This window comes from Bacillus sp. NTK074B, from assembly GCF_017303375.1.
Classification (GTDB): domain Bacteria; phylum Bacillota; class Bacilli; order Bacillales; family Bacillaceae_B; genus Rossellomorea.
Genome location: NZ_JAFKOH010000003.1, coordinates 270,102 through 294,212 on the forward strand (window position 1 = coordinate 270,102; position 24,111 = coordinate 294,212).

Below are 24,111 nucleotides of genomic sequence, written 5' to 3' on the forward strand. Positions count from 1 at the left end.
CTTATTTCATAAACCAGAGCTACCGATTCTATAAGGAGTTCAACAAAAATGGCCGTTTATCCTTCTTGGATGAACGGCCATTTTTATGTGCAATCGCTGTTTTCAGAAACGATCTGCTGTCAGTTGAACATAAATGAAGACTTTACACCTTCTCTTTAATTCTTATTGTACATCATCACTTGTGTGGAAGCAGGCTCCCCATTTATGCTCGTAACAATACTTTCCCTTCATACTTACGACTTTCGATTAAATCATGAGCCTGTTCCACCTCACTTAAATCGAAAATCTTCTCAATGGGAAGCATGAGTGTTCCCGATGCGAATAAGTCTATGACTTTCCCGGCTGCAGGAGCCAACACCTCAGGTCGATGTTTCCTCGTCGTCCCCAGGCTAAAGCCTTTTACATTTCGACAGGAGGAATGCACATCGCTCGTTTTAAAGTGACCCGCACTACCGCTGCTGTTGCCGAATTGAACGAGGGTTCCGTAAAGTGACAGACAGTCCAGGCTTGTCGTCGTGACTTCACCTGCAACGGAATCGAAAATGACATGTGCCCCCTTGCCGTTCGTCAGCTGTAACACTTTTTCTGGAAACGTGTCGTATGTACAAACACAGTCTGCTCCCAGCCTCTTGACATAGCCTTCTTTGGCTAAGTTGCCAACGGTTACTATGACATTCTCAACCCCTGCAAGCTTCGCCAATTGGACGAGCATGGAACCGACACCCCCTGCCCCGCTATGGACAACGATCGTATCATTCTTCTTCACCTGGCCGATTTCGTGTAACAGGATATAAGACAGGATTGACACAGTAGGCATGGCTGCCGCCTGTTCAAAGGAAAGACTCTCGGGAATTTTGAATGTCAATTGTTTATGGGCTTTCACATATTCGGCGTAAGAACCACCTATCGGAAAAGCGATGACACGGTCCCCGGCGTCAAATCCCGGAGATTTCCCCGCTTCCACGACGGTCCCAGCTGCATCGAGACCCAGTGTAAAAGGGAAATTCGCCTTTCCTTTATTGCCTCTTCTTGATTTGATATCAGCAAAATTCACACTCGTAAATGCGGTTTTAATCAACACTTCATCTTCACTTATCTTCGGAGTCTCCACATTTGCTAACTGAAGGACATGGGAATCCCCGAATTCATATTGAATCACTGCTCTCATCACAACACCCCTTTTCCACTATCTCCTTTTCATTTTAATGTAAAAGTCTGATATCCGTATAATAGAAAAACTAAAGAGCAGCCATAATCTGCGCTTATGTTGACAAGGCGTTCTTCACTGTGATAATTTGTATATGCAAATGAAAGGATGTTGAACGATGAACCAGGAAGAAGACGTTCTGATTCACTGCTTATACTTTACGGCAAGCCGGTTTTCACGCAGCATCACCAAGCTTGCGGAAAAACACCTGGATGCCGGGGGACTTGCTCCATCTTACTTTTATATGATCATGGTCATTCACTTCAAACCGGGAATCACGCAGAAAGAGCTGTGTCAGAAGCTGGCCATTGCCCCTTCCACCAGTACGCGTTTCATCGATAAGCTGGAAAATCGGAACATTGTCATTCGCAAAATGTCCGGTAAGCAAACCTTCATCTCTTTAACGGAGGAAGGGGAAGAATTGTACCGTGAATTTCGTGTGTCGATCAAAGAAATGTTCCAGGATTATTCCGAGAGGCTTGGGAAGGATTTCAGCCTGGATTTGAGCCGGATGCTGCATGAAGCAAGTCTAAAGCTTGAAAAAGAGTGAGAATGTTTTTACGCTCTATTTTTACCCATTCATTTGCATATACAAATATGAAAATGGAGGAATACATTATGAATAAAACGATTGTCATCATCGGAGCCGGTAAAGGGATCAGCTATGAGACGGCGAAGAATTTTGGATTGAAAGGATACAAGGTCGCACTCATTTCTCGTACCCTTTCTTCACTGCAGGAGCTTGAAAGTGATATAGCGGCGCATGGTATCACAGCAAAAGGATTTCAAGGAGATGTTTCATCCGAATCGTCCATACAAAATGCTCTTTCTGAAGTAAGAGCAGCATTTGGAGATGACATCGAGGTCCTTCTTTATAATGCAGCCTCCATCCGACCTGGACAACCGACTGAGATCAGCGTGGAAGATTTCGTTTATGACTTTAAAGTGAACGTGGCAGGTGCACTGGCCGCGGTTCAGGAAATCCTTCCTTTCATGAAAAAAGAATCAGGATCCATCCTATTGACAGGTGGAGGACTTGCCCTCTATCCAAGTGCAGCCGTTGCATCATTATCGGTTGGAAAAGCGGGCTTGAGAAACCTCGCTTACAGCCTGAATCAGGAACTGACCCCGATAGGAATCTATGTAGGGACTCTGACCATTAACGGATTCGTTCAGGAAGACACATATTTCTCGGGGGATAAGATTGCCGGGGCTTTATACAAGATGCATGAGGATAAAGAGGACGTTGAGGTTGTATACGAAGAGGCGTGACAGATTAAGAGCCATCACAGAGTTTATGTGATGGCTCTATCTTTATTTATATTGGTTCTCCAGCAATCTGGAAACCGCACGTTCAGTCGACCGGAGAGCACCTTCCAGATGACCGCCACTTTCGGCTGCTGTTTCGGTTCCGGCAAATAGGATTTTCTGTTCCCACACACCTGCATGCCCAAGTGGACCATATTCAGGAAAATTCATCAGCGGTTCAGCATCTTCTTTTACCGCAGTATGTGGGTCATCTGACCAGTCCTTGTACAGAAGGGAGATTGGCGAACCCGCCTGCTCACCGAATAAGCGTATCAGCTGTTCCAAGACAAGATCCACTATTTTGTCCTGACCTAGCTCCCTGCGCGTTTCAGCCGGCATCCCGGAGAATCCAAATAGAGCACCCACCCCTTCATCTGGTGAGGCGTCATGTATTTCCTGAAGCGGACCGGCCCAGCTCGTCACCTGACCGGAAAGCCCCTCATCCCGCCAGAATGGAGTTTCATAAACGGCCACTGCCTTCGCTTGTCCCGCCATCCAAGTCGGTGTTTCAATCAGACTTTGCATGAGTTCTTCGGGAAGAGAGGGTGAGAATGCAAGACGCCGTGCCACAAGCCGTGGTGGCATAGCAAGGATCACAGCTTCTGCGTTCCATTCCTTCTTCAGACCTTGTTCACCAGCTTCGACTGTGACTTCTCCTTCGTCATCCATCCGGATTGCCTTTACCGTTGTATTTAACTGAACAATACCGGACGGAAGAGTATCATGGACGGCATCAATGAGTGACTTCACACCCCCATGCAGCCTGAATGATCTTTGCACAGCCCCTTCCGGTAACACATGCCGTTGCGGAACAGCATTTTCTGACTGCTCATAGAGAAGGGCTCCTTCCGTATGTTGCAGAAACGTCTGTAAACCGAGCTCCTTTACAAGACGTGTGATGAGAGGCTCATAGTCAGGCCAGAACCACGTCGGTCCGAGGTCTACTTTCCCAAGGTCCGTCCCTCCGATGGTCTCGCTGATGACTCTCCCTCCAATTCTTCCCCGGGCTTCAAGGACCACACACTGAACGCCTTTTGAGTGGAGAAGGGAAGCGGCCCTGAGACCGCTCAGGCCTGCCCCGACAATGATCACAGGTTTCTTCATGCCGTGACCTCCTATCTCTTTTATACTAAAGAGTATTGTAGCAGAAGGGACGGACCTTTTCATTCAGGGGAGCTTAAGTAATAAAAAAGCTTGCAGAAACATTAACTGTCTCTGCAAGCTTTTCCTTTACCTACTCTTTATATTGTTCGTTTTCATACGTCCCATACTGACCATTTTCCGTGTCAATGACGCCGCTCGTATACGAATCCATGATCTGCTGGCTCACCTGTTGATTCGCGTTTTCATCATACGTGAACTGTTCTTTCGGATCTCTCTTCTTCATGGTGATTCCCCCTAAAAAATAATTAGTCTATTCTCCTTTATTGTTCGAAAATTGGCTACAGATATAAGTGGGAAAATATAGTATGATGAATCTAAGGAGGGGATCACAATGAGTTTAAAATATCACAACATATTAGTAGCTGTAGATGGGTCCAGGGAAGCAGAATGGGCCTTCAAGAAAGCGATTGCTATCGCCAAACGGAACGACGCCATTCTTTCCCTGATCCACGTCATCGACACCCGCTCTTTCGCGGCCATCGAATCCTATGACCGCACAGTAGGTGAAAGAGCCATCAAGTATGCTGAAGAATTATTAAACGAGTACAAAGAAGAAGCGGGCAAAGCCGGATTGACCAAAGTCAAAACCTATGTCGAATATGGCTCCCCGAAAGTGATCATCCCAAGAGAAGCAAACAAAAACGTCAAAGCAGACCTCATCATATGCGGAGCCACCGGCCTCAACGCCGTCGAACGCTTCCTCATCGGCAGCGTCTCCGAACACATCACCCGGGCTGCCCACTGCGACGTACTGGTTGTCAGAACGGAAGAAGTGGAAGATTGATTTATTATCTTTAATCCATCAAAAAAAGAAATAAGCGGTTGAGGGATAGTGATTCACCCCAATCGCTTATTTCTGTATTGAAACGGCAGACCCAATAAGTTGATTGTAGCGGAAGGTGCTCGACTCCTGCGGGAAACGCTGGACAGGTGAGACCCCACAGGGCAAAGCCCGAGGAGGCTCACCGCCAGCCCCGCGGAAAGCGAGCACCTGCAGCGGAAATCAACCAGCACTCGCTAATGTGAAGGTTTTAAATTTTTCTACACAGATTGAGCAGCCAAAGATCCCAACTCAGCCTTCCCCTTCCCAATCTGCACCTTCACCTGCTCAAATCCAGTACCACCATACGACTTTCGTCTCTCCACAGCCGAAAACGGAGTCAAAATCGAATAAATATCCTCCTCGATCAAGGAAGAAAACTCACCATACTCCTCAAGCGATACATCCTTCAGATAGCAGCCCTTCTCAATGCAATACAGCACAAGCTTCCCGACGATTTCATGGGCCTGTCTGAACGGAATCCCCTTCGTAGCCAAGTAGTCCGCAAGCTCCGTCGCATTGGAAAAATCATTCCCTACCGCTTCCTTCATTACTGTCGTGTTCACCTTCATCGTCGCAATCATGCCCGTAAAGATCTTAAGGGATCCCACCACGGTCTTCACCGTATCGAACATCCCTTCTTTGTCTTCCTGCATGTCCTTGTTATACGCAAGCGGCAGTCCTTTTAAAACAGTGAGAAGCGAAATGAGATTCCCATTCACCCTGCCCGTCTTCCCCCTGACCAGCTCCGCCATATCCGGGTTCTTCTTCTGCGGCATGATGCTGCTTCCGGTCGTGAAGCTGTCATCGAGCTCGATGAATCGGAACTCCTCCGTTGACCACAGGATCATCTCTTCCGCCAGACGGGAAAGATGCGTCATCATGATCGAGCTGTTGCTCAGGAATTCAAGGATGAAGTCACGGTCACTCACGGCATCGAGACTATTTTCATAGCAGGAATCGAAGCCAAGAAGTTCAGCTGAATACTCACGATCAATCGGGAATGTTGTTCCGGCAAGCGCCCCGGCACCCAATGGAGAAATGTCGATTCTTTTTAACGAATCAGCTAGTCGCTCCTTATCACGGTTCAGCATCCAGAAATAACACATCAGATGATGAGCGAACGAAATCGGCTGGGCACGCTGGAGATGAGTATAGCCCGGAATGATCGTTTCCACATTCTCTTCCGCCTGCACGATGATGGCTTCTTGTAGGTCCTCAACGAGCTTGACGATTTCCTCCACCCGTCTTTTTAAAAACAGATGCATGTCCGTCGCAATCTGGTCGTTACGGCTTCTTCCTGTATGAAGCTTTCCCCCGACCTCACCGATCAAGTCGATCAACTGCTTCTCCAGATTCAAATGAATATCTTCATACTCAACTGAAAACTGAAGCTCATTCTTTTCAGCCTTTCCATACAGCACTTGGAGGCCATCGAGGATCTGATTGGATTCACTGTTTGTCAGGATCTCGCACTTTTTCAACATTTTCACATGGGCGACGCTGCCTTCAATGTCTTCTAATACGAGCTCCTGATCGAATGAGATGGATGCATTGAACTCATCCACCCACTCTTCCGGCTTTTTAGTGAAACGTCCTCCCCATAGCTTACTCATAAAGTGACTTTCTCCTTCTTTTCAGAGTTGACCATGGAAGACACCTTTGTCGGAAGACCCCATAGTTGAATGAATCCAACGGCAGCGTCGTGATCGAATTCATCCGCTTTCGTATACGTTGCAAGGTTTTCATCATATAAGGAATTCGGTGATTTTCTTCCTTCCACAATGGCATGGCCTTTAAATAATTTCACGCGTACAACGCCATTCACATACACCTGCGTTTGATCAAGGAATGCCTTCAACGCTTTATTTAATGGAGAGAACCATAGTCCCTCATAAATTAATTCAGTCATTTTTTTCTCGATCACCGGTTTGAAATGTGCAAGCTCTTTCACCAATGTAAGGTCCTCAAGTTCTTTATGTGCCTTTAAAAGGGTCATAGCAGCCGGGCATTCATACACCTCACGTGACTTGATCCCAACCAGGCGGTTCTCCACATGATCGATACGGCCGACGCCGTGCTTACCTGCCAGCACATTCAGTTTCGCAATGATTTCTTCCAGAGGATACGCCATGTGATTCAGTTCCACAGGCTCCCCTTTTGAGAACGTGATTTCAACTACATCCGCTTCATTCGGTGATTCTTCAATGCTGGATGTCAGGTCATATGCGTCTTCCGGTGGTGCAGCCCAAGGATCCTCAAGGACTCCGCACTCATTGCTTCTGCCCCAAAGATTCTGGTCGATGCTGTATGGAGAATCCAAATTGATCGGAATTGGAATTCCTTTTTCTTTCGCATATTCAATTTCCTCTTCACGTGACCATTTCCACTCACGAACAGGCGCGATCACTTCTAAAGAAGGATTCAATGCCGCAATGGACACTTCGAATCTCACCTGGTCATTTCCTTTTCCCGTACAACCGTGTGCCACGGCCGTTGCATTTTCCTGTTCCGCGACCTCAACAAGTTTTTTCGCAATCAATGGTCTTGATAGAGCGGAGACCAGTGGATATTTGCCCTCGTATAGTGCATGACTTTGCAAAGCGATAAGTGCGTAGTCATTCGCGAACTCTTCTTTCGCATCAATGACAAAGCTCTTGGAAGCTCCCACCGTCAACGCCTTTTCCTGTACAAAATCCAGGTCCTTTCCTTCCCCGACATCCAGGCAGCATGCAATGACTTCGTATCCTTTTTCCTTTAACCACTGAATCGCAACTGACGTATCCAAACCACCTGAGTAGGCTAAAACCACTTTTTTATTCATCCGTATCTCCTCCTGTTGATTTTCTATATAAATGAATATTTATTCCTTAAGATGAATTTATATTAGCAGTTTACTAGGGATACATCAATACTTATTCATAAATTTGTATAATTATTTTATGGGCAACGTGTGACATAGGCTTCGCACTGGGCTTCATGCAGAATATATTGTAGGATGAAAGAAGAGCGAAAAGTGAGGAGAATCCAGAAGATGAGGAACGAATTTTTTTCGTATGATTGCAGACTGGGAATCCTTCTTCCTGTGATGTTGAAGGAATGGCCGATGTATTCTTCTGAGGAACAGGAAGTGATCCTTCTTGAGTGGGAGCGCGTCCGTGGCACGATTCCTGACCGTATCAGGGAAATGGATGGGGACATCGAGCGTCTGCAGGAGGAACTCGCTCAGGAAGATGACTTCGAGCAATCCTGCAGGATCAATAATGAAATTTCCGAACGGGCTTCAGAGATCAATGATTTATGGCTCTGGTACCGGACCCATCCGGAAAAAACAAAAAGGGGAACGATGCGTTGAGCACATCATTCCCCTTTTATTATTGTTCATTTTTCTTATCGCGCAAATAGCGGTACTGATAATATTTCTCCGCAAAATCCGTGATCTTCCTTGAAAGCTGATAATTGGATCCTGCTCCGATGGCAATGCTGACAAGGGGCAGACCGGACCACTTCTTCCCTTTAAACATGGTGATCGCCATCGCTTTCAGTGCCTGCTTCATGGATCCTTCCAGCCACGTATAGTCCGTCAGCTGCTCCGAACCATCATAGAAGTAATTGGAATCCTTCTTGTTCAGGTCCTCCATCAGATCCTCCCATGCAAGAGCGCGAAGCCTTGCCGGCAGGGTGGCCGCATGGAACACCTTCAGTGACGTCATCATTTCAAACGGCGTCTGAACATCGAATCCGTACGTGATGGCGATGAGCTGGACCGAACGGAGATTGATGACGAGCATGGCGGGGAGATCCGAACCAAGAGCCACCAAGCCGCCGGTCCCCGTCACGCCACCTTGCAATAACGAATAGATGCGATGGCGTCCTGCATGCTGTTCTGCTATGTAATGAAGCTGATCAATCGTTAAATAATGCAGATCCTCAACTGTCTGAATGTCCTGATTAAACGCCCGAGCCGTCACAAGGATGCGTTCACGAGCGTCATTCTGCATCTGTGAGCCTTGTATCAGAGAGTGCATATGAAACAACCAGCCATCCAGCCGCTGGAAAAATTGCTCCTGCACATCTTCAGGAATCGATTCAAACGCATAATCCAACCACTTCACATATGTATGTTCCAAATCATTCGCTTCATATTCATACAACTCTTCTCTCCACGTCTTGATCGACTGCCATACCTGCTTATCCCGTTCTGACCAGTTCACTTCTCCCCACTCCTTACATTCCTTGAATTAGGTATAGTATATCATATCTGGGAGGAGAATTCGGGTGAGTGGTGGGAATAGTCAGTGAATTCCTGTCGTAAAGAGAATTCGACATTGCGGCATGATTATTTAAAATATCGCACGTAAAATCAGAATTCCCGCACGAATATAGTGAATCTGGCATGATTCCCTTCCATTCCCGCATGATTCGCCAACGAGGGAGATCTCAGCCACTACTCCCTTGACCATTTATAACCACAACCCCTCTCCAAATTTACATTCCACGCTAAAACAGGACCATTAAAGGTCTGAATCGAGGAGGTTTCGCCGGCTAATTTAGGAACACTCCCCTTCTTTTAACAAAAAAAACAGGACCACCCTCCAAGGTGATCCCGTTTCATATATCAACCGATATTCCCTTTTTCCACCACATCACGTGCAATCATCACTTCTTCATTCGTAGGAATGATCATGACTTTTACAGGTGAGTGCGGATAGTTGACGAAGGCTTCTTTTCCACGTACTTTGTTGCGTGCCGGATCCCAGTATACGCCCATGAATTCCAAGCCTTGAAGGACTTTTTCACGGACTAGCGTACTATTTTCACCGATACCTGCTGTGAAGACAATCGCGTCTACACCGTACATGCGGGATGCATATGATCCGATGTATTTATGGATACGGTTGGCGAATACTTCAAGAGCCAGTTCCGCTCGATCGTTACCCTCTGAAGCCTGTTGTTCAATGTCACGAAGGTCACTTGAGAATCCAGAAACACCAAGCATACCGGACTTCTTGTTCAGAATGTTCAATACCTCATCAGCCGTTGATCCTGTTTTCTCCATGATGAACGGGATAAGGGCCGGGTCGATATTACCTGAACGAGTTCCCATGGCAACACCTGCAAGTGGTGTGAAGCCCATGGATGTATCGATAGATTTACCGCCTTCGATGGCCGCGATACTTGCACCATTACCTAAGTGGCAGGAAATCAGACGCACTTGCTCTTCCGGACGGCCAAGCATTTCAGCTGCACGCTGAGATACATACTTATGGGATGTACCGTGGAAACCATATTTACGGATTCCGAAATCTTCATAGTACTCATAAGGAAGGCTGTATAAGAATGAGCTTTCAGGCATGGATTGGTGGAAAGCTGTATCGAATACTGCAACAGCAGGAACATTCGGCAACACGTTTTGGAATGCCTTGATCCCTGTTAAGTTTGCAGGGTTATGAAGTGGCGCCAGATCAGATAGTTCTTCAATCTTCGTAATCACTTCGTCTGTGATCAGAACAGAATCATTGAAGACCTCTCCTCCGTGTACAACACGGTGACCGATTCCATCAATTTCATCAAGTGAATCAATGATACCAAAGCCTGTCAACTTTTCAAGCAGCATTTTAACAGCTACTTCATGGTTCGGGATATCCGTTACTTCTTCACGTTTCTCATCGTTCACTGTTATATTGAAAACCGCATCATTCAGTCCGATACGTTCAATTAGACCTTTTGTAATAACCGTTTCTTCAGGCATATCAAAAAGCTGAAACTTTAAGGAAGAGCTTCCAGCATTAATTGCAATCACTTTTTTTGCCACGTTGTATCGCTCCTTTTGTTTTCGATCTATCGACTCTTACTTTATTCTGTTCATTGAATCGTTTTTTATCTCTCAATTCCTCATTAAATCACTGACTCCACCCTATTTCAAGAAAAAGCTTGAAATGACATCGTTTTCATGTTAAATTAAATATTTTCACAAAAATTAGAATACGCAGTGCGTCGCTTAACTCCTCTTCCCCTTCATACCCCCAACACCAGATCAATAAAAAAAAAGACCGCCCTAAGGCAGTCAATTATTTATTCTGTACCAACCACTGATCGATCTTCGACAAGATGTCCTGAAGGGCTCTCTGATTAGAAAGGCTTGGCAGTTGAGCAAGCAGTACCTCTTTAGGAGGCTTGATTCCTGTCTTTTTCTTCTGAAGGATCAGAATGCTCTTCGCTGAGTTTTTATTTTTAAACAGGGAGAGAGGCAGCTGCAGGAAGCCCTGGATGTCTGCTTTCTCTTTCAAGTATCCTTGAAGCTGCCCGCTGTGCGGTGATTCGAACAATCCGTTCGGCACAATGAAGAATAGGTATCCTCCGTCTTTGGTATGTTTCAGGCTTTGTTCGATAAATAGGTGATGGGCATAGGAATGGCCCTCGTCCGCTTTCAGCTCGTAGTCCTGGGCGCGCAGGTCGTTGGGATAATACCCGATTGGCAGGTCGCAAAGAACCAGATCGACGGGATCGATGAACAAGGGGTCCAATGAATCCTGGTTAAAGAGCTGCAATGGATGCTTCTGAAGATCGGCTCCCACATACGCGAGCTTGATCAGCACCTCATCAATTTCCACCCCGATGGACTCGGTTTCTTTACCCGGCATTTGGTTTAACACCGTCGTTAAAAGGTTCCCCGTCCCTATCGCCGGATCAAGAACGGTCAGTTTATTCATGCCGGCCGTAAATTTATTCACCAGATAGCTGATGAACAGTCCGAGTGAGTCCGGCGTCATTTGGTGATTCGGCTGTACGTTTTCCTTCATTCCTTTTAAAATCGCGAATTGAAAGGCTTTACGGATATTTTCATTCTCTAATTGAGAAAAATTTACTTCATCGTACTTCTTGTTCAGGCGTTTCTTGGTCAGTTCACTGACCTCTTCCTGAAGGACGTCCCCTTGGAAAAGGTTTTCCCCTGTTTCGGCAACGGCTTCTAAATAACTGCATGCGAGTTCTTCCTGCAGCAGGGTAGCCGTTTCGTCGATTATTCCAAATAGTGATTCGACTGGCGAATTAATCATCGGCATTCATTCCTTTATCTCAATTTCATTCATCTATTTTACCTTTGTCAAAGGCGTTTGTAAAAAAAAACAATGCTGACCATCCGAGAGTCAGGTCAGCATGTCTAAAGAATATTCTGGTTGAATCAGGATTACTTTACGTTTTTCACTGCTTCAACGGCAGCATCGTAATCCGGGTGGTCAGTCGCTTCGCTCACATATTCCACATATGTTACTTCATCATTGCTGTTTACAACGAATACAGCACGTGCAAGAAGACGAAGTTCCTGGATGTGAACCCCGAATGCTTCACCGAAAGAAAGATCGCGGTGATCAGAAAGCGTTTGGACATTCTCGATTCCGTTCGCTCCGCACCAGCGTTTTTGTGCGAATGGAAGGTCGACAGAAATCGTCAATACTTCTACATTATCAAATTTCGTTGCTTCTTCATTGAATTTACGAGTCTGTGCATCACAAACACCGGTATCGATGGAAGGAACGACACTGATTAAACGCACCTTGCCTTTGGAATCATTCAGTGTGACTTCTGACAGATCATTAGCTAATACTGTGAAGTCGGGAGCTTTGTCGCCTACTTTTACCTCATTACCTAATAAAGTGACAGGGTTGTTCTTGAACGTGATATTTGCCATGATTTGTTCCTCCTCTATAAATGGTATGTACACTTTTCATAGTACAGAAAAAGGGAGGGGGAAAGCAAATCATAGGGTCCTTCCCGAAAAAAAGATGAGCTCACTCATGACGAGTAAGCTCTTTGTCCTTTAAAGATCCAGCTTATGATTTTGATTATGCTGCCCGTTGTGATCCTGCTTATTGTCATCCTTTTTCATCATACCCTGAATTTTCTCGATGGCACCCGGTGCTAAGTCCAGCAGGCGATCGATCAAGTGAGTGCTTTCATCTAAATGAAGCATCTTAATTCCTTTCGAACTGACGATCAAAAACGCAATCGGAGTAATGGAGACACCGCCCCCGCTCCCTCCGCCAAACGGCTGCTGTTTAGGCGATGACTTGTCACTCCCGCCATCTCCTCCTTTGCCGCTGTCGTCCTTGCCCTTGCTGTCGATGATGAATTCACTGCCACCTGCTGCAAATCCAAACCCTACTTTTGAAACGGTCAAGATGACGCTTCCATCGGGTGTTTCAACGGGATCACCGATGATTGTATTCACATCGATCATTTCTTTTAAATTTTCCATTGCCGTGGTCATCAGACCTTCAATCGGATGTTCTGACATGTGAAGACCTCCTAGTTAAACTGAATGTTTTTCTCCAGAAATGGTGGAAAGGGGCTTTGTCTTAAATCTGGCTATGCCGCCTCTCCAGTACCGAAGTATCTTGAAACCTACTAGGATAGCATTCCCTATGCGAAACTGGATAATACATGAAAATTGTGTTTGGATCACCGCATGCTGAAATGTCGGGGTCACTTCAATGACCGGCTTGGATTGAAGGCGCATATAACCGCTGAGGATTCCGATGATACTCCCTTTCATTCCCCAGATCGTTCCAGTCAGTGTCCCCGTTGATGCCGCATCCCCAGTGCCGAAAAGGGTCTTCCATTGGACTTGATCCAGTTTGACTTTTTTCAGGAACCCCCTGATGATCCGGTGCATGGATTGGACGTGTAGGACGACTTCCTTCGTATCATTTAAACTCGCAATGAAATCATGAGGCGTGATTTTCTTTTTCGACGCCTTTTCCTTAGAAGGATTGCTTTCGTTCCCCTTCTTCGTCTCCTGCTCCACGACGACATTCGGACCGTCATCATCAAGCTTCACCAGGGGAATGTCGATGGTATATTTGATCAAACCGAACCAGGCCCTCAGCTTCACCTTGAAATGATCATTGTCATTTCCATGGTATAAGGAAATTGTGACGGTCAGCTTAGTGATGATCGCAATGATTAATAGAAAAATAATAAGTGCAGCGATAATGATTAACGTCCAAATCCACCAGCTCATAAATTCACACCCTTCAACCTCTTATTATGGCCTTTGCGAGGGAAAATAAACTTGGGTGGGTGGAATTTGCTGTGAAAAATGGTTCTGTCGGTGGATTCTGTTGGTTGATTGCGTCATTTTGATTCGTGATTGCGTCATTCTGGGATTCATTGCGTCATTTCGTCCCGTGATTGCGTCATTATTTTATTCATTGCGTCATTTCAACCCGTAATTGCGCATTTTCCCATAAAAAAAACAAACCCGCCTCATCAGCAGGTTTGCTTCTATACCTTACACGGCCGGAGTAAACTCCAGCTTCTTCTTTTCCTGAACCACCGTGGTATCCGCAAACAAATCATGGATTCCCTGCTTCTTATTCGTAAACGCCACCACCACATATAAAATAAAGATGGTCGTGGAGATGAACCGGCCGATCAGTTCCCTGAACAGGATGGTTCCCCATGAAGGTTTCCCACCTTTCAGCTCAATGACAAGGATACCGAATACCATTTTCCCGATCGTCTGGCTGAAGTATTTCGTCATTAAAACGAAATACCCGTAGAACACGATGCTCGTCAAAATCGAAATCGGTGCAAACATCGAGCCGTCGGATAAGGAAATGTCCAATAGTTTAAAGATTGGATTCACGATCAGCCGCGTGATGCTGCCGATGACGATCAAGTCAACAAGATAGGCCCAGAATCGGATCCAGAATCCCGCCAGATAATAGCCGCTTGTCCCTGAATAGTCAGGGGAGGATGACCGGACTTCGATCTGTTCCCGTGTTTCGTTTTGTTCAAAGCTTTCACTCACGTCATTCACCTTCCTTATTCAGAGTATAGATACATCAATCGTGGAGAACCAGGATTTGAGAGGAGCTTCATCAGTGCCGCCGCTTCCATATCCTGACCCATCATTTTCCTTGCACCCATACTGAAGAATTCAGAGAAAGGGTCACCTGCAGTGTATTCAAATACTTGTGCATCTTTTAGTTTATAGTCTTTTTTCATCGCAGCGATTGTGTCTTCCACGTAACCGAATTCATCAATTAAATTGACTTCCTTCGCCTGGATTCCATCGTACACACGGCCGTCTGCAATCTTCTTGACCTCCGCTTCGGACATATCACGGCCTTTCGCGATGACATCCACAAAGCCTTCATAGGAATTGTCGATCATGGATTGAATGATCTTCTTTTCCTCGTCGGTCATTTTACGGGTCGGACTCATGATATCTTTATACGGTCCACTCTTGATCGTGACGAAATCGACTCCGTATTTCTCAGCCAGTTCCGAGTAGTTGATGCTGTGCATGATGACACCAAGTGAACCTGTCAGCGTTTCTTTGCTGGCGAAAATCTTTGTAGCCGGTGCTGATATGTAATAGCCTCCGGAAGCTGCCGTTCCGCCCATGGATACATAGATCGGCTTCTTCGTCTTTTCCATGATTTCCACCAGCTTCGAGTGGATCTGTGCGCTTTCCACTACGCCGCCGCCTGGAGAATTCACTTTCAAAATAATCCCTTTGACGGACTTGTCTTTTTCAACGGCATCGAGCTTATCCATAAAGAGCTCATGGTTATAACCCGGGCTTTCAAATAAGGAACTGGCTCCGCCCGTATCCTGGATGACCCCTTCCACTTCCAGGACCGCGATCCGTTTATTTGTGTTTCCTTCATCGATGATTTCTTCGGAAAATGGAGTGTCCGTTCCTCCGAACATGTCTTCAAATGCCTGATTAACATCGCTTGTCACAGCAGAGGTCGCAAAGTTGACGATTACCGAAACAAAGAATAATCCGCCAGCTATTCCTAATGCTGTCCATCTTTTTGCATTCATCTGTATATTCCTCCCTCGTTTACCCTATCTTATGTAAGGATATGAATATCATTCTCACGCGAAAACATGATAGAATATTCACTAAGTTAGATTCTAGCAAAATTTCATGGAAATGGGAAAAATTATCCTTTAACTTTCTGGGAGGTACATATGTTGAATAACCGTCGAAATATCTTTTTCTATGCTCTGCATCAAGAAGGAATGCAGGTAAAACTCGATCAATTGTATGAACTGGCAAAGCGCTATGATTTCAATATAGTAGAATCTTCAAAAAATGCGAATATCATCGTCAGCATCGGTGGCGATGGAACCTTCCTCCAGGCTGTCCGTCAAACCGGATTCAGGGAGGATTGCCTTTATGCAGGCATCTCCACTGGCGGCACATTAAGTATGTACTGTGACTTCCATATCGATGACACTTCCAAAATGATCGAAGCCATGACAACTGAGCAGATCGAAGTACGTAAATATCCCACTATTGAAGTGACTGTCGACAACCAGACGTCCTTCCACTGCCTGAATGAATTCAGCATCCGCTCGGGCATCATTAAAACTTTCGTCATGGACGTTTTCATCGACGACAAACACTTCGAAACGTTCAGGGGGGACGGCATGATTTTCGCCACTCCGACGGGAAGTACCGCTTATAATAAATCCGTCAACGGTGCCGTCGTCGATCCGATGCTTCCTTGTATCCAGGTGAGCGAAATGGCTTCATTGAATAACAACCGTTATCGTACCCTTGGATCTTCCTTTATCGTGAGCGGACAGCGCCGTTTGGTTCTGAAGATCGTCCAGGATGGGAATGACTATCCGGCCATGGGCATGGACAATGAGGCGTTGAGCATTCAACATGTGGAAAAAGTTGAAGCCAAACTGAGTGATAAGGTGATTAAAACGGTGAAATTGAAGGATAACTCGTTCTGGGAGAAAGTGAAGCGATCGTTTTTGTAGGTTGAAGGGGGATGAGCCGGATGCGGATGAGTGAGTTTGTGCTCGGACTGAGGTGGATTGAGGCAGTCTGGACTGTTGTTGCGGCAGTTTGACCGTTCGTTGCGGCACTGTTGAAGAAACTCGTGCCACTTTCCACTAAACTTGTGCCAGTCTGACCGAAACTCGCGCCACTTCCACCATCTCTCATCAAATCGCACACCAAAAAACGCTCCAGTCCTGAAACTGGAGCGTTCTTCATTATGCTGACAACCTCGCCTCTCTCCTCCGCTTCCTCGCATACTGCACGCGCGAAGCCGTAAAGATCGTCAATGCCAGCCAAATGAACATGAACGAAACAAGATGGGTCATGGAAAACTCTTCATGATACACCCATATGCCGAGGATCAATGTGATCGTCGGGGCGATGTATTGCAAGAATCCGACCATGTACAAAGGAATCTGCTGTGCCCCTTTTGAGAAGAACAATAACGGAATTGCCGTTGCAGCCCCGGCCCCTATGAGTAAGAGGTCCGTCCCTCCGGAAACATGGAAAAGGGACAGGGTTCCTTGTTTGTACATGTAGGCAAGGTAGATCAGGGATACGGGTGCGATAGTCATCGTTTCGAGTGTGAGTCCGATGGATGATTCGACTTGGATCAGCTTTTTGGCCAGACCGTATAGTCCGAATGAGAAGGCGAGACCGATGGCAATCCAGGGGAAGTCCCCGTAGGATATCGTCAGGATCAGCACCCCGATGGTGGCTAACCCGAACGAAACGATTTGAGCCCTCGACAGGCTTTCTTTTAAAATGAACACACCCAATAACACGCTGACCAGCGGATTGATATAGTAACCGAGGCTTGCTTCCACCATCTGATTGGTATTCACAGCCCAAATGTAAATGAACCAGTTTGTACTGATCAGAATGGAAGCAAGCAGCAGGGCGAACAGCTGCTTCTTTTTGGTCAGAGATGTTTTTAGATAAGTGGTAAAGTCCTTCCAACGCCTGCTGACGAACAGGAAGAGAAGCATGAACCAGAACGACCAGAAAATGCGGTTGGCGAGGATTTCATCAGCCGGCACATGATTCAGCCACTTCCAGTAGATCGGCAGAATCCCCCAAAGAAAATAGGAAAAGGCCGTATACAGGATCCCGGCTTGATCTTGCTTCATAAAAAACACCCCCAAAACTATTTCTATTTCCGAAATATCTTCATTATATCGGTGAATAGTTTTGGGGGCAACGATTATTTATTTTTTATAGACAATGGTTTCATCCACTATGGTCATCTCGACGACTTTGCCGAGTAATTGATCTTCTTCCACGTTGAATGGATCGATATCCAATACGGTGAAATCAGCCGTGTAACCTTCACCTATCACCCCTCTGTCGTCTTCATGGTGACAGGCATAGGCGCTGCCTTTTGTAAAAAGGGAAATCGCTTCGTACATCGTGAGCCTTTCCTCTGGTCGATACGCCGTTCTTTCAGGATCAAGTGGGTTGGTACGGGTGACCGCCGCATGAATGCCCCAAAGCGGGTTGATCGGTTCGATCGGTGCATCCGATCCACCTGCACACGGAATGCCTTCTTCAAGGAGCGTCTTCCATGCATAGTTATATTTCATGTTTTCCTCACCTAATCGGTCAATCACCCAGGGGAAATCCGACGCTACAAATCTTGGTTGGATATCGAGGATTAGGGGCAATCCTTTGATTTTATCAATCAATTCTTTCCGAAGGATCTGTGCATGAATCAGCCGGTCGCGTCTACCGTAAACGGAAGGCGCCTTCAGAACTGCATCGACGACATTTTCGAAAGCCTGATCCCCGATGGTATGTACTGCAATGGGAAGTTCATACTTCCTTGCCTTTTTCACCAGTTCCAAAAGCCGTTCATTGGTGTGGATGCTGACCCCCTGCGTGCTTGGATCATCGGCGTACGGGTAGCTCAGGAGTGCCGTCCTGCCGCCTAGAGCACCGTCGGCGAAGATTTTCATGGCACCGAATTCAATGAATTCATTCCCTCCAAGGAAATGATGGCCATCTTCCTTCCAATCTTCAATCACTTCATGATGAACAAGAAGATGGGCCCTGAACTTCTTGTCGCCTTCGTTAATGGTCTTCAGGAAAGCATTGTACGTTTTCTTAAAGTTTCCATAATAACTCAAATCCTCTGTGTGACCGCCGACCAGTCCATTTTCCCAGCAGCTTTCGATCCCTTTTGTCAGGGCTTCCACAAGGTACTCGGATGAGATGGAAGGCAGGGCGTCGATCATCAGGTCCTGTGCCTTATCCTTGAGTAATCCATTGAGAAATCCATCATCGGCTTTTTCAATCAAACCACCTGGAGGATTCGGTGTGTCTTCATCGATTCCTGCATTTCTTAATGCCGGTGAGTTGACGACCATGGCATGCCGGCAGATCCGCTTCAATAGGACTGGATGGTGAGGGACGACAGCATCGATCTCCTGTCTGGTCAGGACGGCGGCATCACTCCAAAGGTTTTCATTCCAGCCTTCCCCTATGATCCATTTCCCTTCCTCAAGAACATCGGCTTTTTCCTTGATGCTGTCCAGCACTTCCCGTTTGCTGTTCATACTGGAAAGATCCAGCCTCATCAACGTTTCGCCGTGACCGATCAGATGCATATGACTATCGACAAATCCCGGAAACATCACCTTCTTCTCCAGATCCACCACTGAATCGATCGTAAACTTCTGCTCTAATTCATCCGTTGTGCCCAATCCCTTGATCAGGCCGTTCTCTGTAAAAACCGCTTCCACTTGATGACCTTCCTGCTGCATTGTATAGATGATTCCATTTTTCCATAAAGTACCCATGATGCATTTCCTTCTTTCATAAAAGTCTATTTCTCAAATGTATCATATTATAGAAAAATTCTGAAATAGAAAAGCCATAAAAAATAGAGAGCCTTATAGGCTCCCTATCCGTGATCAGTTTTTCACTGAACTGAATTCTTTTTGTCTCAGTTCGATTCTTCTGATCTTCCCTGATGTTGTTTTCGGCAGTTCTTTTACAAATTCAATCTTACGCGGATATTTGTAAGGAGCTGTGAGATCCTTAACATGCTGCTGAAGGGCAGGAATCAGTTCCGGATCCTCCTGATCCACATCTTCACGCAATACAACAAAGGCCTTTACGATCAATCCCCGGACTTCATCAGGACTTCCTACGACCGCACACTCCTGAACCGATGGATGTTTGACCAGGGCATCTTCAACTTCGAACGGTCCGATCGTGTATCCGGAGCTGATGATGATGTCATCGCCTCGGCCTTCGAACCAGAAGTAGCCGTCTTCATCCTTCTTGGCTTTATCCCCTGTAATATAGTAATCTCCCCTGAACTGCATGGCTGTCCGTTCAGGATCTTTATAATAATTTTTGAATAGGGCAGGTGTTTCAACGTGCACGGCAATGTCGCCCACTTCTCCTGCTTCACATGGATAGCCTTCCTCGTTGATGATTTCGACCCGATTTCCAGGTGTCGGTTTCCCCATGGATCCCGGTTTCAGTTCCATGCCTTTCATGATTCCCACGAGAAGTGTATTTTCTGTTTGTCCATAGCCGTCACGGACTTCGATTTCAAAGTGTCTCTGGAACGCATCGATGACTTCCCTGTTCAACGGCTCTCCTGCCGATACGGCGCTGTGAAGATGATCCAGCTTATACGTTCCCAGGTTATCCACCTTGGCCATCAGGCGGTACTCTGTCGGGGTGCAGCACAGTACGTTGACGAGGTTATCTTCAAGCATCTGAAGGTACTTATTTGGATCGAACTTCCCTTGATACACAAGACCTGTCGCACCTGAACCCAGGACAGACAGGAATGGACTCCAAATCCACTTCTGCCAGCCAGGGCCAGCCGTCGCCCATACGGTGTCCCCTTCTTCGATGCATAACCATTCCCGGGCTGCTGTTCTTAAGTGAGCATACGCCCAACCGTGTGTGTGAACAACCCCTTTTGGATTACCCGTCGTTCCTGATGTGTAGGAAAGGAATGCCATGTCATCACGTTTCGTGTCGGCAAATGCCAACTTGTCCGAAGCGGATTTCATTTCTTCTTGAATCGCAGTCCAGCCTTCCTGCTTTTCACCCACGACGAACTTCTTGAGCTTTTCCATCCCCCTCACGTTTTCAAACTGCTCGACAAATGGTGAATATGCCACGATTCCCTTTACATCCCCATGGTCGATGCGGTATTCAAGATCTTTCGTCCGCAGCATCTCTGAACTCGGTATGACCACGAGTCCCGATTTTAGTGCAGCAAGATATACGGCATAAGCCTCGATCAGGCGTGGAACCATGACAAGGATGACATCCCCTTTTTCAAGGCCTTCTTTGAAGAAAACGTTTCCAATTTTATTTACATCTTTCAATAATTGCGTGTATGTAATGTTTTCTTTGCTTCCTTCTTCATTCTCCCATTTGATCGCAAGCTTCTCTTGATCACTTGCAAACTTCTCTACTTCTTCTACCAAATTGTACTTTTCCGGTGCTATCAATTCTTCCCTATTCACGTCTGACTCCCCCTTGTTTGTCGGTACTACTTCTCTATTATACAAAATAATTTAAATTTTTTAAATTATTTGGTTATATTCGTTGGCGACAAATTGTGAGGGATATCGACAATCAGGTTGGGACATAACGAAATAATTTCAAAATAAATTAATGATTTATACGTATTTTTGTTGATTTGTGACACCTCTGTTCATTCTCGCTGCAGGTGCTCGTCTCCCTGAATAGCTGGAGCGGAAATCAACTACCGCTCACCTCTTATAATAAAACCGTTTATTTCTCAAAAAATAGAAAAGGAGCGGGGAAACCCGCTCCTTTGTAGCCATTGTATTTAATTATTTTGAGTATCCGCCACCGATTTGTTGTTCAGCCATTTGAACTAAACGTTTAGTGATTTCACCACCTACAGAACCGTTAGCGCGTGCTGTTGCATCTGGACCAAGTTGAACTCCGAATTCAGAAGCGATTTCGTATTTCATTTGGTCGATTGCTTGTTGAGCTCCTGGAGCTACTAATTGATTTGAACTGTTGTTTGCCATGTGTTTTCACCTCCTTGTTGAATATAGATTGTGTAAAAACACATGGCTTCATACAAGGAATTACTTTGGTAAATTATCCTAAATTTTTAGAGTAATTCGTCAAAGGTTTTTTCTGACTCTGATCCTGTGCAACCATCGATTGTGATTGTTTCAATCCCGTCTACGGCTTCTTTTAGAAGGGTTTCGAAATCAACGAAGCTTTCGTAATACTCCACTTTTTCTTTTTTCGGTCTTGTTTTTGGAGCCGGTGGCGTGAAGATGGTACAGCAATCTTCATATGGAAGAATGGAAATGTCATGGGTATCGATTTTTTGGGCGATATCGATGATTTCCAATTTGTCCATGGCGATGAGCGGCCGTAACACCGGTGTGTTGGTGACCGCGTTGATCGCCTCCATGCTTTCAAGGGTCTGGCTTGCCACCTGCCCAAGGCTTTCCCCGGTGATCAGGGCACGTCCTTCGTGCTTCTCACGAATCGCGTCTGCAATCCGGAGCATCATTCGTCTCGTTGATGTCATCGTGTAATTTTCAGGAACCTGATCATGGATCGTTTGCTGTACTTTTGTGAAAGGAACGATATGCAGCTTGACTTTTCCGCTGAAGGCAGACAGTTTCTTCGAAAGATCGATGACCTTCTGCTTTGCTCGTTCACTTGTAAACGGCGGGCTGTGGAAATGGACGGCTTCGATTTCCACACCTCTTTTCATTGTAAGGTAACCGGCTACCGGGCTGTCGATGCCTCCTGAAAGCATGAGCATCGCTTTCCCGCTCGCCCCGACCGGCATCCCCGTGGATCCCTGATAAATTTCAGAGGAAAGATAGACTCCCTCTTTTCGCACTTCTACATTAAGTTGGATATCTGGTTTTTTTACATCGACCTTTAGCCCGTCCAGATTGCGGAGGATGTAGGATCCCACTTCATAATTCAATTCATTTGTATCGAGTTCAAACTTTTTATCCGCTCTCCGGGCAGAAACTTTAAAGGTTTTCCCTTGGGAGAAACTCTTTTCGACAAGGGACAGTCCCGCTTTCTTGATTTCCTCGATGTCCTGAGGAACTTTCACAACGGGGCTGAATGATTGGATCCCGAAAATCTTCTGTAGTCTCGGAATGATTTCCTCCCCGTTTTCGTCTCCCAATTGAATATGAAGGCGATCTCTGCTCGCTGACACTGAAATCGTCGGAAAATCTTTCAGTGCCTGCAGAATATTTTCACGGAGCTTGGCTGTGAACATCTTACGGTTGCGTCCTTTAGTTGAAATTTCACCGTATCTTACGAGTATGCGATTATATTTCATCTTGATCTCCTCATTGTGTGGTGTAATAAATCTATTTCATTTTTGAGTAATGCGATAAATTCTCTGCATTCTTCCATTGTATTATGGAACGACAGGCTGATACGGATCGAATTACCGGCAAGGTTGTCCGGCACTCCCATGGATAAGAGGGTCTGACTTGGCTTACTTTGCTTGGATGAGCATGCGCTTGTTGTCGAGACGTATACTCCATGGCGATCCAGTGCATGGATGAGCACTTCGCCTTTAAAGTCCATGACAGAAAAATTTAAAATATGTGGTGCATGATCCTCTACCGGGGTGTGAATGGTCACACCGTCGATTTCCTTCAGCCTGCTTCTTAAAAACTGCTGATTCCCCATCATTATATCCAGCTTCTGCTTACTTTCTGCCAGATGGATCCTGAGCGCCTTCGCAAACGAGACGATACCACCTGTGTTTTCCGTCCCGCTCCTGAGGTTCCCTTCTTGCTCACCGCCTGAAAGAATCGGGGACAGTTCAAGTCCGTCCCTCACATACAGCATACCGGTTCCTTTAATGCCATGGATTTTATGGGCGGAAAGGCTGCATAAGTCGATGAGCTTTTCGTCTAAAATAAGGGGGACCTTGCCGCATGCCTGAACAGCATCGACATGAAAGAGAACCTTTGGATGCTCTTTTAGAATCATGGCGATTTCCCTTATGGGCTGGACGCTGCCGATTTCATTATTCACCTGCATGACCGAAACAAGGATCGTATCATCCTGTACGGCCTCCTTCACATCGGAGGGACGGACCTTGCCCCGGTCATCCACATCGAGGTACGTTGCCCTGAATCCGAACGCTTCCAATTGCTTAAAAGCATTCAGGACGGAAGGATGCTCAATCTTAGTTGTGATGATGTGTTTGCCTCTATGACCGTATTGCAGAGCCGTTCCTTTAATCGCCAGGTTATTGGATTCTGTTCCGCCGGAAGTGAAAAATACCTCTTTCGTTTTTATACCAAGTAGGGAAGCCACCTGCTCCCTGGATTGTTGAACTAATTTTTCCACCCGCCCGCCGAATGAATGGATGGAAGACGGATTGGCATAGTACGTTTCATTTACTTTCAGAAATGTGTCCAGAACTTCCTTATATGGCTTTGTTGTGGCACTATTATCAAAGTATATCAAGATGTACACCTTCTTTTGAATGACGCTGACTTTAATACTCAATCATTAATCTTACCATAAATCGTCCCTATCCCAAATGAAATTCATTTTTACCCTTGGATAAATTATACTAAAAACATATTATACTTAGGAATTCCGGAAATTTTTTTGAATTTCCAAAAATTATTATTGAAAAATGACAGAATTTTTGCGAGAATCTAAAAGGAAATAAAAACATAAGTTATTTAAATATACTAAATTGTAAGACTATTTAGTTTTTCGACATTTTTCTACAAACTTATGATAAGATATTTTTTGCTTATGACAACGATTACAAAC

Annotated in this window: 24 protein-coding genes; 5 read left to right on the plus strand and 19 right to left on the minus strand. The window is 45.8% G+C overall.

Annotated features, from left to right (window positions below):
* Positions 1-202: 202 nt before the first annotated feature.
* Entirely contained in the window at positions 203-1,168 is a 966-nt protein-coding gene (locus tag JI667_RS07390; RefSeq protein WP_206851609.1) for a quinone oxidoreductase family protein, read from the minus strand.
* A gap of 157 nt (positions 1,169-1,325) precedes the next feature.
* On the opposite strand from JI667_RS07390, the gene JI667_RS07395 reads away from it, so the two are divergent.
* Together JI667_RS07395 and JI667_RS07400 are read left to right on the plus strand one after the other, a co-directional pair.
* Positions 1,326-1,757, plus strand: coding sequence for a MarR family winged helix-turn-helix transcriptional regulator (locus tag JI667_RS07395; protein WP_206851611.1), 432 nt, complete (start codon positions 1,326-1,328; stop codon positions 1,755-1,757).
* A gap of 68 nt (positions 1,758-1,825) precedes the next feature.
* The gene (locus JI667_RS07400; protein ID WP_244668237.1) at positions 1,826-2,479 is read left to right on the plus strand and encodes an SDR family NAD(P)-dependent oxidoreductase; all 654 of its coding nucleotides are present in this window, start codon (positions 1,826-1,828) and stop codon (positions 2,477-2,479) included.
* 42 nt (positions 2,480-2,521) lie between these two features.
* On the opposite strand, the gene JI667_RS07405 is transcribed toward JI667_RS07400, so the two are convergent.
* Positions 2,522-3,619, minus strand: a complete 1,098-nt coding sequence (locus tag JI667_RS07405) for a flavin monoamine oxidase family protein (RefSeq protein ID WP_206851619.1) — start codon at positions 3,617-3,619, stop codon at positions 2,522-2,524.
* 130 nt (positions 3,620-3,749) lie between these two features.
* Complete coding sequence (locus JI667_RS07410; protein ID WP_206851620.1) at positions 3,750-3,902, minus strand: hypothetical protein; 153 nt, start codon at positions 3,900-3,902, stop codon at positions 3,750-3,752.
* Between the two features lie 108 nt (positions 3,903-4,010).
* Here JI667_RS07410 and JI667_RS07415 point away from each other — a divergent pair, with 108 nt between their 5' ends.
* Positions 4,011-4,463 carry a universal stress protein gene (locus tag JI667_RS07415; protein ID WP_206851621.1) on the plus strand — a complete coding sequence of 151 codons (453 nt, stop codon included), beginning with the start codon at positions 4,011-4,013 and terminating at the stop codon, positions 4,461-4,463.
* A gap of 257 nt (positions 4,464-4,720) precedes the next feature.
* On the opposite strand, the gene argH is transcribed toward JI667_RS07415, so the two are convergent.
* Both argH and JI667_RS07425 read right to left on the minus strand, forming a co-directional pair.
* Entirely contained in the window at positions 4,721-6,115 is a 1,395-nt protein-coding gene (gene argH, locus JI667_RS07420) for an argininosuccinate lyase (protein WP_206851622.1), read from the minus strand.
* Positions 6,112-7,323 (minus strand): argininosuccinate synthase, encoded by a 1,212-nt coding sequence (locus tag JI667_RS07425; protein WP_211201228.1) that lies wholly within the window; start codon positions 7,321-7,323, stop codon positions 6,112-6,114. Before JI667_RS07425 ends, argH begins: the two co-directional genes overlap by 4 nt.
* Positions 7,324-7,533: 210 nt before the next feature.
* On the opposite strand from JI667_RS07425, the gene JI667_RS07430 reads away from it, so the two are divergent.
* Positions 7,534-7,854: a hypothetical protein gene (locus JI667_RS07430; RefSeq protein ID WP_206851623.1), complete on the plus strand. Its 321-nt coding sequence runs from the start codon at positions 7,534-7,536 to the stop codon at positions 7,852-7,854.
* Between the two features lie 19 nt (positions 7,855-7,873).
* On the opposite strand, the gene JI667_RS07435 is transcribed toward JI667_RS07430, so the two are convergent.
* The 8 genes from JI667_RS07435 to sppA form a co-directional block, all read right to left on the minus strand.
* Complete coding sequence (locus JI667_RS07435; RefSeq protein WP_206851624.1) at positions 7,874-8,713, minus strand: EcsC family protein; 840 nt, start codon at positions 8,711-8,713, stop codon at positions 7,874-7,876.
* A 404-nt stretch (positions 8,714-9,117) separates the two neighbouring features.
* Complete coding sequence (locus tag JI667_RS07440) at positions 9,118-10,314, minus strand: acetate kinase (protein ID WP_206851625.1); 1,197 nt, start codon at positions 10,312-10,314, stop codon at positions 9,118-9,120.
* Positions 10,315-10,570: 256 nt separating this feature from the next.
* Positions 10,571-11,554, minus strand: a complete 984-nt coding sequence (locus JI667_RS07445; protein ID WP_414635226.1) for a class I SAM-dependent methyltransferase — start codon at positions 11,552-11,554, stop codon at positions 10,571-10,573.
* Positions 11,555-11,688: 134 nt separating this feature from the next.
* A complete protein-coding gene (gene tpx / locus JI667_RS07450) occupies positions 11,689-12,189 on the minus strand; it encodes a thiol peroxidase (protein ID WP_206851628.1) in 501 nt (166 codons plus the stop codon).
* 129 nt (positions 12,190-12,318) lie between these two features.
* The gene (gene ytfJ, locus JI667_RS07455) at positions 12,319-12,795 is read right to left on the minus strand and encodes a GerW family sporulation protein (protein WP_206851637.1); all 477 of its coding nucleotides are present in this window, start codon (positions 12,793-12,795) and stop codon (positions 12,319-12,321) included.
* Positions 12,796-12,810: 15 nt separating this feature from the next.
* On the minus strand, positions 12,811-13,521 hold the full coding sequence (locus JI667_RS07460) for a DUF2953 domain-containing protein (protein ID WP_206851639.1): 711 nt from the start codon (positions 13,519-13,521) through the stop codon (positions 12,811-12,813).
* 270 nt (positions 13,522-13,791) lie between these two features.
* Positions 13,792-14,274 carry an RDD family protein gene (locus tag JI667_RS07465; RefSeq protein WP_368077890.1) on the minus strand — a complete coding sequence of 161 codons (483 nt, stop codon included), beginning with the start codon at positions 14,272-14,274 and terminating at the stop codon, positions 13,792-13,794.
* 53 nt (positions 14,275-14,327) lie between these two features.
* Positions 14,328-15,338, minus strand: coding sequence for a signal peptide peptidase SppA (gene sppA, locus JI667_RS07470; RefSeq protein ID WP_206851642.1), 1,011 nt, complete (start codon positions 15,336-15,338; stop codon positions 14,328-14,330).
* Positions 15,339-15,491: 153 nt separating this feature from the next.
* On the opposite strand from sppA, the gene JI667_RS07475 reads away from it, so the two are divergent.
* The gene (locus JI667_RS07475) at positions 15,492-16,292 is read left to right on the plus strand and encodes an NAD kinase (protein WP_280515472.1); all 801 of its coding nucleotides are present in this window, start codon (positions 15,492-15,494) and stop codon (positions 16,290-16,292) included.
* Between the two features lie 237 nt (positions 16,293-16,529).
* Here JI667_RS07475 and rarD read toward each other — a convergent pair whose 3' ends face one another.
* The 6 genes from rarD to JI667_RS07505 form a co-directional block, all read right to left on the minus strand.
* Positions 16,530-17,444 (minus strand): EamA family transporter RarD, encoded by a 915-nt coding sequence (rarD, locus tag JI667_RS07480; RefSeq protein ID WP_206851647.1) that lies wholly within the window; start codon positions 17,442-17,444, stop codon positions 16,530-16,532.
* A gap of 78 nt (positions 17,445-17,522) precedes the next feature.
* Positions 17,523-19,112, minus strand: coding sequence for an amidohydrolase (locus JI667_RS07485; protein ID WP_206851649.1), 1,590 nt, complete (start codon positions 19,110-19,112; stop codon positions 17,523-17,525).
* 114 nt (positions 19,113-19,226) lie between these two features.
* Positions 19,227-20,810 carry an acyl-CoA synthetase MbcS gene (gene mbcS / locus JI667_RS07490; RefSeq protein WP_206851650.1) on the minus strand — a complete coding sequence of 528 codons (1,584 nt, stop codon included), beginning with the start codon at positions 20,808-20,810 and terminating at the stop codon, positions 19,227-19,229.
* 333 nt (positions 20,811-21,143) lie between these two features.
* On the minus strand, positions 21,144-21,347 hold the full coding sequence (locus JI667_RS07495; protein WP_034765764.1) for an alpha/beta-type small acid-soluble spore protein: 204 nt from the start codon (positions 21,345-21,347) through the stop codon (positions 21,144-21,146).
* 86 nt (positions 21,348-21,433) lie between these two features.
* On the minus strand, positions 21,434-22,645 hold the full coding sequence (gene thiI / locus JI667_RS07500) for a tRNA uracil 4-sulfurtransferase ThiI (RefSeq protein ID WP_206851651.1): 1,212 nt from the start codon (positions 22,643-22,645) through the stop codon (positions 21,434-21,436).
* Positions 22,642-23,793 (minus strand): cysteine desulfurase family protein, encoded by a 1,152-nt coding sequence (locus JI667_RS07505; RefSeq protein WP_206851652.1) that lies wholly within the window; start codon positions 23,791-23,793, stop codon positions 22,642-22,644. The genes thiI and JI667_RS07505 overlap by 4 nt, the downstream gene beginning before the upstream one ends.
* Positions 23,794-24,111: the final 318 nt, after the last annotated feature.